Annotated in this window: 14 protein-coding genes; 8 read left to right on the top strand and 6 right to left on the bottom strand. The window is 54.0% G+C overall.

The window, feature by feature from the left end:
* Positions 1 to 31: 31 nt before the first annotated feature.
* Together BN8_RS24990 and BN8_RS24985 are read right to left on the bottom strand one after the other, a co-directional pair.
* Positions 32 to 580, bottom strand: a complete 549-nt coding sequence (locus BN8_RS24990; RefSeq protein WP_009284733.1) for a CvpA family protein — start codon at positions 578 to 580, stop codon at positions 32 to 34.
* A 74-nt stretch (positions 581 to 654) separates the two neighbouring features.
* Positions 655 to 1,104 (bottom strand): GatB/YqeY domain-containing protein, encoded by a 450-nt coding sequence (locus tag BN8_RS24985; RefSeq protein ID WP_009284732.1) that lies wholly within the window; start codon positions 1,102 to 1,104, stop codon positions 655 to 657.
* Between the two features lie 143 nt (positions 1,105 to 1,247).
* Between BN8_RS24985 and BN8_RS24980 the strand changes: the two genes are divergently transcribed.
* The gene (locus BN8_RS24980) at positions 1,248 to 1,967 is read left to right on the top strand and encodes a pyridoxine 5'-phosphate synthase (protein ID WP_009284731.1); all 720 of its coding nucleotides are present in this window, start codon (positions 1,248 to 1,250) and stop codon (positions 1,965 to 1,967) included.
* A 54-nt stretch (positions 1,968 to 2,021) separates the two neighbouring features.
* Positions 2,022 to 3,068: a tRNA 2-selenouridine(34) synthase MnmH gene (gene mnmH / locus BN8_RS24975; protein WP_009284730.1), complete on the top strand. Its 1,047-nt coding sequence runs from the start codon at positions 2,022 to 2,024 to the stop codon at positions 3,066 to 3,068.
* Here mnmH and BN8_RS24970 read toward each other — a convergent pair whose 3' ends face one another.
* Positions 3,069 to 3,650 carry a hypothetical protein gene (locus BN8_RS24970; protein ID WP_009284729.1) on the bottom strand — a complete coding sequence of 194 codons (582 nt, stop codon included), beginning with the start codon at positions 3,648 to 3,650 and terminating at the stop codon, positions 3,069 to 3,071.
* A 184-nt stretch (positions 3,651 to 3,834) separates the two neighbouring features.
* On the opposite strand from BN8_RS24970, the gene prfA reads away from it, so the two are divergent.
* Complete coding sequence (gene prfA / locus BN8_RS24965; RefSeq protein WP_009284728.1) at positions 3,835 to 4,908, top strand: peptide chain release factor 1; 1,074 nt, start codon at positions 3,835 to 3,837, stop codon at positions 4,906 to 4,908.
* A gap of 83 nt (positions 4,909 to 4,991) precedes the next feature.
* Here prfA and BN8_RS33010 read toward each other — a convergent pair whose 3' ends face one another.
* Positions 4,992 to 5,330 (bottom strand): hypothetical protein, encoded by a 339-nt coding sequence (locus BN8_RS33010; RefSeq protein ID WP_040006512.1) that lies wholly within the window; start codon positions 5,328 to 5,330, stop codon positions 4,992 to 4,994.
* A 160-nt stretch (positions 5,331 to 5,490) separates the two neighbouring features.
* Here BN8_RS33010 and BN8_RS24955 point away from each other — a divergent pair, with 160 nt between their 5' ends.
* Entirely contained in the window at positions 5,491 to 6,285 is a 795-nt protein-coding gene (locus BN8_RS24955; protein WP_040006849.1) for a polysaccharide deacetylase family protein, read from the top strand.
* Between the two features lie 366 nt (positions 6,286 to 6,651).
* On the opposite strand, the gene BN8_RS24950 is transcribed toward BN8_RS24955, so the two are convergent.
* Complete coding sequence (locus tag BN8_RS24950; protein WP_009284726.1) at positions 6,652 to 10,683, bottom strand: S8 family serine peptidase; 4,032 nt, start codon at positions 10,681 to 10,683, stop codon at positions 6,652 to 6,654.
* Positions 10,684 to 10,936: 253 nt separating this feature from the next.
* Here BN8_RS24950 and purE point away from each other — a divergent pair, with 253 nt between their 5' ends.
* Positions 10,937 to 11,428 carry a 5-(carboxyamino)imidazole ribonucleotide mutase gene (gene purE, locus BN8_RS24945; RefSeq protein WP_009284725.1) on the top strand — a complete coding sequence of 164 codons (492 nt, stop codon included), beginning with the start codon at positions 10,937 to 10,939 and terminating at the stop codon, positions 11,426 to 11,428.
* 5 nt (positions 11,429 to 11,433) lie between these two features.
* Positions 11,434 to 12,234, top strand: a complete 801-nt coding sequence (locus BN8_RS24940) for a LysM peptidoglycan-binding domain-containing protein (RefSeq protein WP_009284724.1) — start codon at positions 11,434 to 11,436, stop codon at positions 12,232 to 12,234.
* A gap of 9 nt (positions 12,235 to 12,243) precedes the next feature.
* Here the strand turns inward: BN8_RS24940 and BN8_RS24935 are convergent, their stop codons facing one another.
* Complete coding sequence (locus tag BN8_RS24935) at positions 12,244 to 13,053, bottom strand: DUF481 domain-containing protein (protein ID WP_009284723.1); 810 nt, start codon at positions 13,051 to 13,053, stop codon at positions 12,244 to 12,246.
* Between the two features lie 94 nt (positions 13,054 to 13,147).
* On the opposite strand from BN8_RS24935, the gene BN8_RS24930 reads away from it, so the two are divergent.
* Both BN8_RS24930 and BN8_RS24925 read left to right on the top strand, forming a co-directional pair.
* Positions 13,148 to 14,134: a Gfo/Idh/MocA family protein gene (locus tag BN8_RS24930; RefSeq protein ID WP_009284722.1), complete on the top strand. Its 987-nt coding sequence runs from the start codon at positions 13,148 to 13,150 to the stop codon at positions 14,132 to 14,134.
* 89 nt (positions 14,135 to 14,223) lie between these two features.
* A complete protein-coding gene (locus tag BN8_RS24925; protein ID WP_040006848.1) occupies positions 14,224 to 15,387 on the top strand; it encodes an AIR synthase related protein in 1,164 nt (387 codons plus the stop codon).
* Positions 15,388 to 15,787: the final 400 nt, after the last annotated feature.

The following is a 15,787-nucleotide window of genomic DNA, read 5'->3' as shown; positions in this document are numbered from 1 at the left end:
AAAGAATGAAAGAAAGAATAGGACAAACCACTCATTCATTCGCTCTTTCACTCTTTATTATTTCTGCCCGCCACTTTTTACCGGTTTCCAATCCTTTTGGTACCCAAACGGCTGCTTTGTCCATCACCTTCGGCGCTACCGGCAGGATAAAGGGATACAAAACCGTACCGTCCGTTTGGCGAGACGGGACTTTTACACCCATATAGCTGAACAACCAGAACAGCACACTAATTCCAAAGACCCACGTAAATAAACCCACAGCAGCCCCAGCCAGGCTGTCGAAGGTGCCCAGCAGCGTGTATTTTAACGATCGACGTAGCGAGTAGCCGATCTGGTTGATCATAAACACTACCGGAAAGAAGATGACCGAGAAGCCAAGCCAGGGCAGAATCTTCCGGGCCAGTTCGCGGCTGATATACGGACTGAGCAGATCAATGCCAAATCCGAGAAATTTCAGACCGACGATCATTGCTACCACGAATGCGATTACCGCAATGACCTCGATGAGGAGACCTTTGCGGTAGCCGTTGAATGCGCCCCAGGCGAGTGGTACGAGAATAAGCAGATCGAGGGTTTTCATGGAATTAGGGCAAAGGGCGTGGGGCAACGGGTTTAGGGGAAAAAGCTTAACCCCATGCCCTACGCCCCAAATCCCTATGCTAGTAACGATTTAACCATTGCCGAAATGGCCTTTCCATCAGTCTGGCCGGCGAGTTCTTTAGTGGCCACACCCATGACCTTACCCATATCCGACGGCGACGAAGCCCCAACGCGGGTGATGATGTCCTGGACTTTTGCCTTTAGTTCGGCTTCCGACAGTTGTTGGGGCAGGTACTTTTCAATAACGGCAATCTCGGCTTCTTCGGTGTTCAGGAGATCTGCGCGCCCCTGCTGCCGGTAGATGTCGGCCGAGTCTTTGCGCTGTTTGACGGCTTTGGTCAGGATCTTGATTTCGTCTTCGGGCTTCAGTTCGCCGGAGCCGCCTTCTTTGGTTTCTTCCAGCAGAATCATCGATTTCAGTGCCCGCAGTGCCCGTAGGCGATCCTGATCTTTGGCCAGCATGGCCTGTTTAATATCGGCGTCGATTTGTTGCTTTAATGCCATATAAGTTGAAAGAGAAAGAGTAAATGAGCGAAAGAGCGAAAATATTCGGCTCTCATCCCTGAACCTTCATTGTTTTGGCAAAGTTACGAAACCAACGGAGCCTTTTGCTCATTCACTCTTTCGCTGTTTCTTTCTTTACCAAAATGACCCGACTCAGTGTTAATATCAATAAAGTGGCCACCATCCGCAACGCCCGGGGTGGTAATAATCCAAACCTGATCAAAGTCGCGCAGGACTGCGAACGCTTCGGGGCGCAGGGCATCACGGTCCACCCCCGGCCCGACGAGCGCCATATTCGGTATCAGGATGTGTTGGAGCTAAAGGAGATCGTTACGACGGAATTTAACATTGAGGGGAACCCCGACGAACGCTTTATTGAACTGGTCAAACGCGTCCGGCCGGAACAGGTAACGCTCGTTCCTGATGCCCCCGATGCCATTACGTCCAACGCGGGCTGGGATACGATCCGGCACGCTGATCACCTCCGCCGGCTGGTCGATACGTTCAAAGCTGATGGTATTCGCGTATCAATATTCGTTGATGCCGACGAACGGATGGTTGAGGGAGCCAAAGCCGTAGGGACCGACCGAATTGAGTTATACACCGAACCTTATGCGACCCATTTTGCTGAGAACCAGGAAGATGCTATTGCGCCGTTTGTTCGGGCTGCCGAACGGGCACAGGCTGTGGGGTTGGGATTGAACGCCGGCCATGACCTGAGCCTGGAAAACCTACGGTACTTTGCCGAGCGCATTCCTGGTCTGCTGGAGGTCTCGATCGGTCATGCCCTGATCAGCGATGCCCTTTATTTTGGTCTGGAGAACACCATCCAGATGTATCTGCGGGAATTAATGATTGCCTGACGGATTCGCTGATTTATTGCGTAAATTGAGTACCTATTTCGCGACATCTGAGGCATGGTACGCCAGTTAATAATAGATGAATTTTTAGGGATGGCTCAATCACTGCCGGTTATTGACGTACGGTCGCCGGGAGAGTTTGCTCATGCTCACATTCCGGGGGCGGTCAACATCCCCCTGTTCGACAATGACGAGCGCGCACAGGTCGGCACCCGATACAAGCAGGCCGGTAAAGATGCGGCTGTGCTGCTGGGTCTCGACCTGGTAGGATCTAAACTGGCACGTTTCGTTAAGGAGTCGAAAAAACTAAATCCGAAAACGGGCGAAGTACTCGTCCATTGCTGGCGGGGAGGTATGCGGAGCGGAAGCTTCGCCTGGTTGCTGGACACCGCCGGTCTGACGGCTTCAACGCTGGTGGGGGGCTACAAAACGTATCGCAACACGGTGCTGGCGGCCCTGGCCGAACCCCGGCAACTGATTATTCTTGGTGGCAAAACCGGCAGTGGCAAAACCGACATCCTGAAAGAACTGGCCCGCCAGGGCGAACAGGTAATTGACCTTGAAGGGCTGGCTCATCACAAAGGATCGTCGTACGGAGCCATTGGCCAGCCTCCTCAGCCGAGCAGCGAGCAGTTCGAAAACCTGATTTATCGAGAGTGGCGTACCCTCGATCCCGCCCGACGGATCTGGCTTGAAGATGAAAGCCGGAACGTGGGTACGTGCTTTATTCCGCTGCCGCTATGGCTCCAGATGCGGAGTGCGCCGGTTGCTTTTGTCGATGTACCGAAAGAGGTACGTATCCAGCGGCTTGTGCAGGAATATGCTGGTATTGACCATAACCTGCTGGTCGAAGCCACTGAACGTATCCGCAAGCGGCTGGGTAATCAGATCACGCAGCAGGCACTCGACGCGCTGGCCCGGCACGACTATGCGCACGTAGCCGACCTGACACTGGCGTACTATGATAAGGCGTACCTGCATGGGCTTTCGCAACGCGACCAGACGCTGGTTCATCCGCAGGTAGTCACGACCGACTGCCCGGCCGATACGGCCCAGCGGCTCATCGTGTGGGCTAACGAGTTGCACAACGTACCCGCGCAGTAGCTATTTCTTGTTTTTAGTATTCATCCGGCGAATTACCTCCCGTTTGCTGAATGCCAGCCGCCAGACCGCCAGTTGTTCTTTCTGATCACCGAAGCAGGTCTTACAGATCAGGCTGTTCTCCGGCACAGGGTTGTTGTAGATGAACAACGTATCACTGATCTTCTGAATATTGGAGATTTGCGGGAGGTTTTTCTCGGCATTATATAGATACGCGTCCAGCACCTCGCGTTCCTTCTGGCTCAGGGCTTTATTCTGCACATCAGCCTCGCCCAATAGTTGAATCGATAGGCCGTAGCTCCGGGCCAATGCCTGTGTTTTCGGAAGATTTTGCAGCTTGCACAACGTTGCCTGCTCAGCCGGATCGGTTGTTTTTTCCAGTTGTGCGGCCAGTTCGCGTTGGGCTACGGCGCTGATCTTGGCCCCCAGGTTATCGACCGTCGACACCAGATCAGCGTTCGTGACCCGCTTTATTTTCATGTCGGCCATTTCCTGCTTTAACTCCTTCGTGTATTGCACCCGCTCAGGGTTGCACGACAAACCGACAAACACAAGACACAATGAAAGCAAACCAAAACGATTCATACGCAAAAGCCTGACGGCCGAAGATGGGTTATTTTGTAAAAAACAGTTCGGTTTGCCGCTTGGTTGCACATACGGCAAGGAAACTGCCAACTGGTCGAAATTTCGTACTTTTGTCCTTCAAGTGGCGGTAGACTTGTTTTGCGTTGAGCGGTTCTAACGTCCAGTATCTAACGTCCCTACAATTATGCTTGATCAGTTAGAAGCCATTCGTGAACGCTTCGATGAGGTTGCGCAGCAGATTGTGCAGCCTGAGGTCGTATCTGACCAGAAGCGGTTCATGAAGTTGAGCAAAGAATATAAAGATTTAGAAAAGATCGTTGTCCAGTACCGGGCCTATACCCAACTGCTGGAAGAGATCGACAATGCCAAGAAAATCATCGCGACGGAGAAAGACGAAGATTTTCGCGAACTAGCCAAGGCGGAGCTGGACGAGTTGGTTCCCCGCCGGGAAACGCTGGAAGAAACCCTGAAGGAGATGCTGATCCCGAAAGACCCGAACGACAGCAAGAACGTGATCCTCGAAATTCGGGGTGGTACGGGTGGCGACGAAGCGGCCATTTTCGCGGGCGATCTGTTCCGGATGTATCAGCGTTTCTGCGACCGGATGGGCTGGCGGATGTCGCTCGTCGATTATACCGAAGGTACGTCGGGCGGCTACAAGGAAATCATTGCCGAGGTAGAAGGCGAGGACGTGTACGGCAAACTGAAGTTTGAGTCGGGCGTTCACCGGGTGCAGCGGGTCCCCGCTACCGAAACCCAGGGGCGGATTCATACGTCGGCGGCCAGCGTGGCTGTACTGCCCGAAGCCGAAGAGGTGGACGTTGACCTGAATATGAACGACATCCGGAAAGATACGTTCTGTTCGTCCGGAGCCGGTGGTCAGTCGGTTAACACGACGTACTCGGCCGTGCGGCTTACGCACCTTCCAACGGGGCTCGTTGTGCAGTGCCAGGATGAACGCTCGCAGTTGAAAAACCTCGAAAAGGCCCTGACGGTACTACGTTCCCGGCTGTATGAAATCGAATTACAGAAACACAACGACGCCATTGCTTCACAACGGAAAACGATGGTGGGCAGTGGCGACCGTTCCGATAAAATTCGGACATACAACTATCCCCAGAGCCGCGTAACCGATCACCGGATTGGCCTGACGGTTTACAACCTGCCGGCTGTTATGGACGGCGACATCGACGAATTTATCGAGCAGCTTCGCATCGCCGAAAATGCCGAACGCCTGAAAGAAGGCGCGACGGCTTAATCAACGTATTTGTACGTGATAAACAACGCCCGGCTTTACTACAAAAGCCGGGCGTTGCGCTTGAATAGCGTTGATAAGTAAGTTTATTTTCGTTTGGGAGAGGGTATTTGTAAGTTCTTAGGCAGTAGCTCTTCTACTCGATTCTGGGGCGGATTACCGTATCGGTTGTATGAGTTCTGCATCCTGTACTGCTGTGACGAATCCGGAATTTTGATGGGCATGTTGTCCAATTCGGCACGTACTACGTTGGCAGGATCGCCAGCCTTTCGATAGAACGCCGTACCCATGGAAAATACCGGAGGCCGGGAGAGTTTCGTCGAGTCGGACAGGGCTGGTTGCTTAGGCGTGGGCTGCACCGACTGCGCTTGTACCAACCAGCAGCCAACGGTCATCAGTATGAGTAACATACCTAACGTTTTCATGATATGGAAAGGCTTTATCCGTATGATGATAAAGATACCCAAAATGCATAAAGCGTTGCTTAGTACGTACTGCGATAAGTTAGCAGAAGATCAATCTGTAAAAGGCAAAAGCATGAGATTATGGCATAATGATGCTTTATCTGGAAATATCCTGAGCACCATGAAAAAATGGATCGTATGGCTGGTGTTGTCGAACACCCTGATCTTGGCCGCGAGTGCGCAAAACAAGGCTTCCTGGAAGGGTAAAAAATGTGCGGTCGTATTAACCTACGACGACGCATTGACTGAACACATCACGAAAGCAATTCCAGCTCTGGATTCGCTTGGTCTGAAAGCAACGTTCTACATCGCCGATTTTGGTGGGCTACAGGCGCAGATTCCGGCCTGGCGGTCTGCGGCTGCACACGGTCACGAACTGGGCAACCATACGTTGACGCACCCCTGCGAAGGTGGTCGGCCCGGCCGGGAGTTCGTAAAACCGGACTATGACCTGACAAAGTACACCCTACGCCGAATTACGGATGATATCCGGACGATGAGTACGCTGTTGACCGCTATTGATGGCAAAACCAAACGAACATTTGCCTATCCCTGCGGAGATACAAAAATTGGTGGGGTGCCCTACATCGACGGCATGAAAAATGCATTTGTTGGCGCAAGGGGAGTATCCCCGGCCATAACCAGTGCTGACAAAGTTGATTTATACAACATCAATAGCTACATGGTAAACGGCCAGTCGGGCGAGGAACTGATTGCCCAGGTTAAACAAGCCGAAGGAAAGCAGGGATTGCTGGTGTTTCTGTTTCACGGCGTAGGGGGCGGGCACGGCCTCAACGTTTCATTGCCGGCGCATCGTCAACTGCTGAGGTATCTGAAGCAGCACGAGAAGGATATTTGGATAGCACCGATGGTTGACGTAGCTGAATTTATAAAGGTCCAGCAAGCCAGACAATAAGGAACTGACTGGTGGTGCCAGCCTGTGCGTTTTGATAAAACGATTTTTTAACTACTTTTAATTTTTATCGTCACTTTTTAACGCAATTTCAATCTGTAGTTAGTAAAGTGAGTTTATCTTTGTAATAAGGTTTAGCAAATAACAAGTAATTGATTTGTAGGCTTTCCGATACCACCGTCTCCTGACAACCGATACACGATATTAGATTTTTCATAACGTTGAGTAAATCAGACAGCCCCCATCAGTGATGGTGGGTTGTTTTGTTTTTGGGCAAACGATCAGGCCCGGCGCTGCTACCAGATGCGAGTGCCGGGCCTGTCTTATGTACCACTACATGACAATCTGTGCCAGAGTTGATGGGCGTGATTACTGTTTGCGAAGACGTTTTACCTGAAGGGGTTGGTCCGGCGCCGTCCGTACTGTCACGAAGAACGTGCCCCCCGGTAAGTCAGCTACTGGTAACTGAGCCGAGTAAGCTTTGCCATCCCGTTGTAATGGCGCGGTTCGGATCAGGCTACCCCGGCTGTCGATCAGTTGGACCGTTGGGGGTTGCTTCAGAGCCGCCTGGGTTAAGAACGTAACGGTCACCTGGTTGATGGCCGGGTTTGGATACACCGTCAGCGAACCACTGTCAGGATCAGGCTCCGTAGCCAGAATTGCCAGATACACTTCATTGGAAAGGCTTTCGCCACAACCGTTCACATTACCCCGTACGGAATAGCGCCCCGTCTGCACCACTACGTACGTTTGAGACGTAGCTCCGGGAATGGGAACCCCATCGAGAAACCATTGATTACCCGCCGGTGCATTGGATACCAGCGTAAAGCCGTCTACCGTAATGGTTGGCGTCTGCGGTGTACGCACCGATACCGCCACGGCCGTGGACGTAACGGGCAGGCACGTGCTGGTTACCTGCACGGCATAGCTGCCCGACGTGGTGGCCCGTAGTGTATTGCTGGTAGCTCCCGAGATAGCGCGTCCGTCGCGTAGCCACTGATACGATAAGCCTTCGCCTGCATTGGCCAGCAAGGTCACATTGGCACCCTGGCAGATGGTTGTCGAACCATTCACAGTGATGGATGCGGTTGCCGGGGTTCCCGGGCTGACGGCTACGGCTACCCGCTGGGGAGCGGGGCAGTCAAGCGAACGAACCTTCAGGTTGTAGAAGTAATACCAGGCGCTTTTAAGCGTATCGATGCCAGTGCCGGTATTGAATAAAGAGCCTTTTATCGTCACAATTGGGGTACCGTTGCTGGTGGTAAGCTGATAGGGGAAGCCGTTAACGCCAACGTTGCTGCGGAAAATGGAGGCTCCATCTTCGTAATCGATCGTGATCTTATAATCACCAGCCGACGGAATCCGTAGGTTGAGCGGATATTCTGCACCAGCGTCGTTGGGGTCGTCGACCAGTTGCCCGTTAGTGGTGGCGGTCAGGCTTTGGTTGCGCGTTGGTACCACGTCCAGCGTGACGCTCGACACGGCGGTTTCATCGTATCGGCGGACCGTGAACGTAAGGCGGCCGGCCGACCCGATGTACAGCCGGGCACTCTCAAGCAATAGCGGCACCTGCGTTGAGATGAGCGGAGCCGGACCAAAGTTGCCGGCGTATGAACCACCCCCGAACGCTTTTTTGTCGACCGGGCCAAGTGTTCCGCCAAAATCGTTCAGGACGGCGTAGAACTGCCCGCTGGTCGGTAGTTGCCGAATTCCGACCCGGTTGCCCGCTCCCAGCAGATTATTGCCCGAAGCCGCATCGTACCAGAAAGCTGTACCTCCGCCGGTGTTGCTGAGCACGAAGGCCGTGTCGTTGCCGCAGCGCGTTACCGTAAACTGCCCATTGCTGGGAGCCGCAGCGGTTGTCCGGACATCGGTAAACGTGTTGTTCGCGTTGTTCTGATCAGGGCCAAGACTCGTCGTTACCGTAAACCGATACGTCTGCCCGGCAACCAGCGGAGAACTAGCCGGCGCTTTCAGGGTCAGCACGCTCTCGCGAAACGCAGCCACCGACGCAACCGTACCGGTCAGGCTTGTAACCTCGGCATTCTGGGCGTTGGTAATGCGAACCGTAACGGGAATATTACGTTGTTCGGCTGTACCAAAATTCCGGATTCGCACGGCAATCGACACGTCAGAGTTTGTCTGGCCGCAAAAATTAGCTTCGGGCGAAACCAGCGCCACAGCGCCTACGTCGTTGGCGGTTTGCACTACCCGTAACAGATAATCCTGAATCTGACCGCTGGCCACCGGACCGCAGGCACTTACGGCACCTGGATTGTCGGTATCGGCAGACACCAAACGAAGCCGGATAAATTGCCCATTCTGTACCGACGACGGAACGGCCACTGCACTCGTGAACGTAGCCGAACCATTCAGGACACCCGACGTAGCAAGCGTTTCGTCGGCGTCGTCAAAATCACCATCCTGATTCCAGTCGGCAAAGGCTTTAACGACGGCGTTGCGGGCCTGGCCGCAGTTCCCAAGCGTCAGGGAGAGGGGAACCTGCTGGCTGGCCTGTACGGTGGCTATGGTTTGTAGAAAATCGCCATACGTAGCGCAGTTTTCCGGTCCGCGCTGATCTACGTTGCTGAATTGAAACCGGTCGATTCGGCTACCTGCAGTAGGGGGAGTCGCTGCGCAATAGGCTTTGCCGCCAATACCGCTAACGAGTAGCGCAAGGTCCTGCTTGCCGCCCTGCAGCGTACCTTTGTGGCCAATGGTGAGCGTATAACTTTTCCCTGGAATTGGATTGTCAATTACAATCTGTTCTACGTTGTCGCGGATATTGTCGCCACGCGTAGCGGCCTGAGTTGGCTGTTCAGGGTTCAGTATCCAGGGTAGAATGGGCTGTCTACCATCGCTGATGCGGATGTCGAGGTCATTGACCAGCTTAATTGTCCGGTCGTTCAGGGTGGCGGTAGCGACCGTCGCGGCCGGGTCAGTCCAGCAGATCGTCACGACCAGCGGTCCCCGGCCCGAAGCCACCACCGGCAACGTGTACGTTTCGCCCTGATTCAGCGTCCGTTCGTCGAGCAGGTGGCTGGCATCCGTGTTCAGAATGACCCGGCCCGCTTTTTCGTCGTTGAGTAGGCCCCAGCCGTTTCGGTAATCCGGGCCGGGGGCATCACCGGCTTCGTCGGCCGTGTGGATGGCCAGTGCTTTCAGCGTAGATGAACGCATGAACCGGCCGCTGTTCCGCTGCGAAAACAGCTCCTGGAGTAGCAGCAACGACCCCGCTACGTTCGGCGACGACATGGACGTACCGCTCAGGGTCGTATAGGCCGAATTACCGTTGGCGCTCGTTGACAGTACGCTAACCCCAACGCCGACAATATCCGGCTTGATCCGGCCGTCGTCGGTTGGGCCCCAGCTACTGAAGGAGGAGATAGCGACATCGGATGGCTGATTATATCCGAACGAGAGCGTGCTGATAGCCCCAACGGTCAGAATGTTTTTGGCGCAGCCATACGTACTGATCTGGTCGTAGCCGTCCTGGTCTTTTCGCGGGTTATAGCTGATCGTCCGGCGACTGACGAGGTAATGCGGTTGACCCGAAGCGGGGCCGTTGCTGCCGTGGCTATTACCGGCCGACTTAACAATCAGGTAGTAGGGGGCATTCTGGGCGATCTGATCCCAACTCCGGGCATCCTCATTGTAAAAACCGAATTTATAATCGTCCGTAGCACTGATCGCTGTATCGCCCCACCATTCCCACTGCGCGGCTCCAAGACGGCTTGAGTTGAGAATCCAACCCGCCTGAGCGCCGTACGAATGATTTGAAACCAGCAGGTTAGAAGCGGCTGCTGCCATTTCAGCATCGTCGTTGTTAAAGTCATACGCCCGGAGGTTGGTGCCGAAGGCCATCCCTTTCACCTGCGTATTTTTACCGGCGGCTACCAGAATACCAGCTACGTGGGTGGCGTGAACGTCGCTGGTGGTGGCATTGTCTGCCTGGGTCACGCGGCTACCCGACGTATCGTCGTTAAACTCGATGTGTGTGTCCAGCACCTTACCACCATCCCAGATGCCCAGTTTGCCGGTGAGCGTTTTGCCGGACAGCGCCACACCTAAACTGCCTCCTTCATACAAGGCCGATGTTCGGGTACTTTGGCCGGCCCGTGTCGCGCTGTGCGTAGCGTCGTAGAGAAGTTCACCGTGTGGGCTGACGCCCCGCAGTTTCAGCGTAGTACCGTCGGGGCGACGTTCCTCGAGTGGGCGATTTCGCTGCCGGGCTAGTTTGACAGCCCGTTCGTAATTTGTGCCCCGGTACCGTTGAATTGTTTGTTGAAGCGAGTTTATCTGGGCTTGTTCACGAGCGCTATACTGCGGCAGGGGCTGGGCATGCAGGATAGCCGGAAGCCAGAGAAGCAGACCAATGAATAAGGGTAGACACCGTTGCATAATACAGAGGACAGGTTGGATTCTGACCCGACAACGAATGTACGAAATGGACCAGATAAATAGCTGACTTAGCGATAAAAGTCAGGGTTTTATAGACGGTATCCGTCAGGCATACGACGGTTGCTTTGTCAAATTTACTTCTGGCGTCCGAACAGCGATTGAAACCGGTTTTTTTGAATAATTTTTACGGTATCTCCACCAAACTATGCGGTAAACTGCGTTATTTCGCATATAGTCATTGTTACCAGATCGAATGGTAGGCATTATCATGGGTAGCCTCTCCGACCGCAGCGTCATGCAGGAGGCCGCCGACATCCTGACCGAGCTGGGCGTAGCCTGGGAAATGGATATAGTTTCTGCGCATCGCACGCCCGAAAAAATGGTCGATTACGCTAAGTCAGCCCGCGATCGGGGGCTTAAAGTCATCATCGCTGGAGCGGGTGGGGCGGCTCACCTGCCGGGCATGGTGGCTTCCCTGACAATCCTGCCCGTGATCGGCGTACCTGTCAAGTCAAGCAATTCCATTGATGGCTGGGATTCGGTGCTGTCCATTCTACAGATGCCATCCGGTGTGCCCGTTGCTACTGTTGCATTGAACGGGGCGCGTAACGCCGGTATTCTGGCCGCTCAGATCGTTGGAACGTCCGACGAAGCCGTGGCCCGGAAACTTTTGCAATACAAGGAAGAGCTTAAAGATAAAGTAGCGGATATGAGTCGTCAGCTATCCGCTACCCCTAACCCATAAACTACATGGAAGCCGAAAAACGAACTTCAGACTCACGTTCAGCCGGAAATTCAACGCTGCCCGCTATTACGCTGGTTGTGCTGGTTGGCCTGATTGCGGCTTTGCTGTACATTGGCTATGAGTACATTGCCGACGACACCAACGGCTCCGAAGAGCTAACCAACGTAGCCCTCGACACGACCCAGCAGCCCCTGGCCATGCAAAACGAACAGGAAATGCTGATGGCCCCCGAAGAAGTTGATACATCGTCGCAGCCAGCCCCGGTCGATCTGTCGCAGGCGGAGCCACCCGCCGAGGCACCGGTAGCCACAGCCGAGGAAATTGCTGAAGCTAACCGCGAAACTACGGCCGGGAAAGCGGCCGCATCGGAGAAGCCCGTCGAAAAGCCCAAAGCTGAAAAAACCGAGGAGCGCCCGAAGGAAGAAAAGCCCAAGGCCGAAAAACCCGCCGAAAAGAAAGAGGAACCGGTTGTTGAGAAGCCGAAGATCAAACCCGGTGGCGTCGCTACGTCGCATACGGTTGGGGCCGGCGAAACCTTCTATGGCGTAGCCAGTCGGTACAACATGAAGGTCAGCACGTTGAAAGAACTGAATCCCAACGTATCAGAAACGGACGTAAAAGCGGGGGTGACCAAGCTCAAAGTCAAAGCCATGGCTGTTCACACCGTTGGGCCCGGCGACGTACTGCGGGTGGTGGCGCAGAAGTACGGCGTCAGCAAGGAAGCCCTGATGCGAGCCAACGGCAAAACCAAAGACTACGCAGCCCGGGGCGAAAAACTGATCATTCCGTACCCCGACAAGCAATAGTCGCCCGGATTATTTCTTCTCGAATACAAACCCACCGGTAAGCCGGAAATCATTGTTTTTTCGGCCGGGTACTACCACGCTCTCGTAGGCATTGGCCACGGTAGAACGCAGGCTCAGCAAAGCAGACAACTTCACCTGAACGCTCAGCGTTGCGTTCCAGCGGATATTACGCTGGCCGAGGGCTGGTTGATAGAAAGCCGTATGCGTAACGGTCCAGCGGTCTCCACCAAAGGTGTACTCGCCAAACAACCGGGCTGAATTCCGAAAAATGTTGATATCGTTTAACTCCGCAAAGTCGGTGCGTTCCTGCAGAATGACGTTGGTAAGAGACAGATAGGCCCGTTTGCGGTTAATCAGCTTGTAGCCTATCCCGGCCGCAGCTGTCCAGCGCTTTGAAATCCGGCGGAGGTTACTTCGTTCGAAGGATCCGAACGCCAGGTAATAGAGTCGGTCTTCGTACCGGAACGTAGACCGCAGGTCGCCGAGCCATTCGCGTTCGGCCAGGATACCATTCTGCTTGCCGAACACAAACGAGGGCGTAGTCGACAGCTTGATCTGGCGGCTTAATTCGTAATCGATGGCGCTGCTCAGTTGCAGCAGGGTACGCGTTACGTTTCCGGCCGTAACGGTGCCGTCGGCGGTCAGGCGATAGCGGAAAATGGGGGTCACCGGCGCGGCCGGCTGGCTTTTGACAGAATCAGTGGCCGTGCTGTCCGGAGTAGGGGTGGAGGGACGTAGTGGGTCGGGCTGTTCAACAATCTGAGCCGACGCTACGTGGGCAATACAACCGAGAAAAAGCAAAGACGAGAAACACTTCATAACGTACTAGGAACGGATACTGGCTGGCAAATAGGGGAAAAATGCCGTAAGTTACCACCCGGATAGTAAGCGGACATAGTAACTACTCAGGATCATGCCTATTCGCTGGGGTATTTTAGGGGCCGGTCGGATCGCCCACAAGTTTATACAGGATTTATTGACATTGCCGGGAATCGCTACGGGCGAAGTGGAGCTGTATGCCGTTGCGTCGTCCTCGGCAGAACGCGCTGCCGAATTTGCCGCACAGTATGGAATTCCACATCAGTTTGGTACCTACGATGGCCTGTTGACCCTGCCCGATCTGGATGTCGTATACGTAGCGACACCGCACGTTCAGCATCACGAAAACGCCTTGATGTGCCTTAATAATGGCATCGCCGTGCTGGGCGAAAAGCCGTTTGCCATGAACGTGGCGCAGGTACGTGAAATGGTTGACATCGCGCGTTCGCGGAAAGTGTTCCTGATGGAAGCTCTATGGAGCCGCTTCATCCCGGGCATCGTAGCGGCCCTCGAACTGATTGAATCAGGTGCTATCGGCAAGGTTACGATGGTGAAAGCTGATTTTGGGTTTAAGGCACCGTTCCTGCCCGAACGGCGGCTGTTTAACAAGGCGCTGGGCGGTGGAGCGCTACTTGATATTGGCATCTATCCGCTGTTTCTGGCTTATCTTGTTCTGGGCAAACCTGCTACGTTGAAAGCGTCAGCGACGTTCGGGACAACGGGTGTTGATGAGCAGTGCGGCATGGTGTTGACGTATCCGGATGGACAAATTGCCCTGCTGGACAGCACGCTGATCGCCCAAACCGAAACGGCGGCCGTGATCTATGGCGATAACGGCTACATCAAGCTACACAGCCGTTTTCAGGATACCCGGGGCATTACTATCAAAAGCGGAGACGAAGAACCCCGAACGCTGACCTTCGACCGCGATACGTTCGGGTATGCCTACGAAGCACAGCACGTCGTTGACTGCCTGCGCGACGGTTTAACAGAAAGCCCGATCTGGTCGCTCGACGATAGCCTGAACCTGATGGAATTACTCGATGCGGCCCGCGCTGAGGCCGGGATCACCTACGAGTAACTAGAGAAATAGCGGACAAGGTTATCGTTTGGCGGGGACAATCCCTACTTTTGTGGCTTTAAACGTACGGGCTCTGCCCGCCCCGGATGATGACTGACCGCTATGCACAGCGCGGAGTTTCGTCGCAGAAAGAAGACGTTCACCGTGCCATTGCCCAACTCGATAAGGGTCTTTTCCCCAAAGCCTTCTGCAAAATCGTTCCCGATACGCTGGCGGGCGACCCTGACTTCTGCACCATCATGCACGCTGATGGTGCCGGTACCAAATCGTCACTGGCGTACCTCTATTGGCGCGAAACGGGTGATCTGTCGGTCTGGCGGGGCATTGCGCAGGATGCGGTTGTGATGAATACCGACGACCTCATCTGTGTAGGAGCTACCGGACCGATGCTGCTCTCATCGACAATCGGGCGCAACAAGGGGCTTGTTCCGGGGGAAGTGATCGGCGAAATTATTGCTGGAACGGAAGACGTACTGGCCATGCTGCGTGAGCATGGGATTGAGATTTACAGTACGGGTGGCGAAACCGCCGACGTCGGGGATCTGGTCCGGACGGTCATTGTTGACAGCACCGTTATTGCCCGCATGCGTCGCGATGAGGTCATCAGCAACGACCGGATTCAGGCTGGCGATGTGGTAGTAGGGCTGGCGTCGTTTGGTCAGGCGACCTATGAAACCAGGTATAACGGTGGTATGGGCAGCAACGGTCTGACATCGGCCCGCCACGATGTACTGGCGCACTACCTGGCCGAAAAATATCCTGAAAGTTTCGATCCGGCCGTTGATCGAAGCCTGATTTACAGCGGCTCTAAACAACTGACCGACCCCGTAGCGGGTACGGAACTGAATGTGGGTCAACTGGTGCTGTCGCCTACGCGGACGTATGCGCCTGTGGCAAAGATGCTGCTGGATGAGTTACGTCCCCACATTCACGGGATGGTTCATTGCTCGGGTGGGGCACAAACGAAAGTTTTGCATTTCATTGATAATTTGCACGTGATAAAAAATAACCTGTTCCCGGTACCGCCCCTGTTCCGGCTCATTCAGCAGGAAAGCGGTACGGACTGGGAGGAGATGTATAAGGTGTTCAACATGGGCCACCGACTGGAGATTTACCTGCCCGAAGTCTATGCTCAGCGCGTGATTGACATTTCGAATTCATTTGCTATTGACGCTCAGGTGATTGGCCATGTCGAAGCCTATGAAGGAAAGCGAGTAACTATAGAAGGTGAAATGGGCACATTTTCATTTTGATTTAATGAATGCCTAGTCATAAACGTGTAGTTTGCGGGCGAATATCTATTTATACCCGCCGATGAAAAAACTATACTTATTCTTCTCGTTCATTACGATTTCCACATCACTGTTCGCTCAAACAACGTATTTTCAGCAAAACTTTTCCGCTGGGGGAAACACCAGCGATTACGTCAGCGCAACGCCGGATAATACAAAGTTTAATGGAATAAGCGGGGGGACATCTCTGACGGCCAGTATAACTGGCCAGGCCCTTGAGTTTGATCGCCAGGTTGACAATAGCTCCAGAGGATATGCGGTCCGCACAACGGATTTTTCACCTGCACCAACGTCACTAAACATACAATTTCGCTTTCGCGTGGTTTCTGCGACTACGGGCGGTGCAAATGCGGTAAAGTTT

Origin of the sequence: Fibrisoma limi BUZ 3 (assembly GCF_000296815.2) — a bacterium.
GTDB lineage: Bacteria > Bacteroidota > Bacteroidia > Cytophagales > Spirosomataceae > Fibrisoma > Fibrisoma limi.
Note: the sequence above shows the minus strand (reverse complement) of the source record. Positions and strands in the feature narration are given on the sequence as shown.

What these genes read in the sequence shown, in the direction of transcription:
- purE (WP_009284725.1), top strand. Translation starts at nt 10,937, where the DNA reads ATGGTAGGCATTATCATGGGTAGCCTCTCCGACCGCAGCGTCATGCAG.
- BN8_RS33010 (WP_040006512.1), bottom strand. Translation starts at nt 5,330, where the DNA reads ATGAAAACGTTAGGTATGTTACTCATACTGATGACCGTTGGCTGCTGG.
- BN8_RS24940 (WP_009284724.1), top strand. Translation starts at nt 11,434, where the DNA reads ATGGAAGCCGAAAAACGAACTTCAGACTCACGTTCAGCCGGAAATTCA.
- BN8_RS24950 (WP_009284726.1), bottom strand. Translation starts at nt 10,683, where the DNA reads ATGCAACGGTGTCTACCCTTATTCATTGGTCTGCTTCTCTGGCTTCCG.
- BN8_RS24985 (WP_009284732.1), bottom strand. Translation starts at nt 1,104, where the DNA reads ATGGCATTAAAGCAACAAATCGACGCCGATATTAAACAGGCCATGCTG.
- mnmH (WP_009284730.1), top strand. Translation starts at nt 2,022, where the DNA reads ATGGTACGCCAGTTAATAATAGATGAATTTTTAGGGATGGCTCAATCA.
- BN8_RS24955 (WP_040006849.1), top strand. Translation starts at nt 5,491, where the DNA reads ATGAAAAAATGGATCGTATGGCTGGTGTTGTCGAACACCCTGATCTTG.
- BN8_RS24980 (WP_009284731.1), top strand. Translation starts at nt 1,248, where the DNA reads ATGACCCGACTCAGTGTTAATATCAATAAAGTGGCCACCATCCGCAAC.
- BN8_RS24935 (WP_009284723.1), bottom strand. Translation starts at nt 13,053, where the DNA reads ATGAAGTGTTTCTCGTCTTTGCTTTTTCTCGGTTGTATTGCCCACGTA.
- BN8_RS24930 (WP_009284722.1), top strand. Translation starts at nt 13,148, where the DNA reads ATGCCTATTCGCTGGGGTATTTTAGGGGCCGGTCGGATCGCCCACAAG.
- BN8_RS24970 (WP_009284729.1), bottom strand. Translation starts at nt 3,650, where the DNA reads ATGAATCGTTTTGGTTTGCTTTCATTGTGTCTTGTGTTTGTCGGTTTG.
- BN8_RS24925 (WP_040006848.1), top strand. Translation starts at nt 14,224, where the DNA reads ATGACTGACCGCTATGCACAGCGCGGAGTTTCGTCGCAGAAAGAAGAC.
- BN8_RS24990 (WP_009284733.1), bottom strand. Translation starts at nt 580, where the DNA reads ATGAAAACCCTCGATCTGCTTATTCTCGTACCACTCGCCTGGGGCGCA.
- prfA (WP_009284728.1), top strand. Translation starts at nt 3,835, where the DNA reads ATGCTTGATCAGTTAGAAGCCATTCGTGAACGCTTCGATGAGGTTGCG.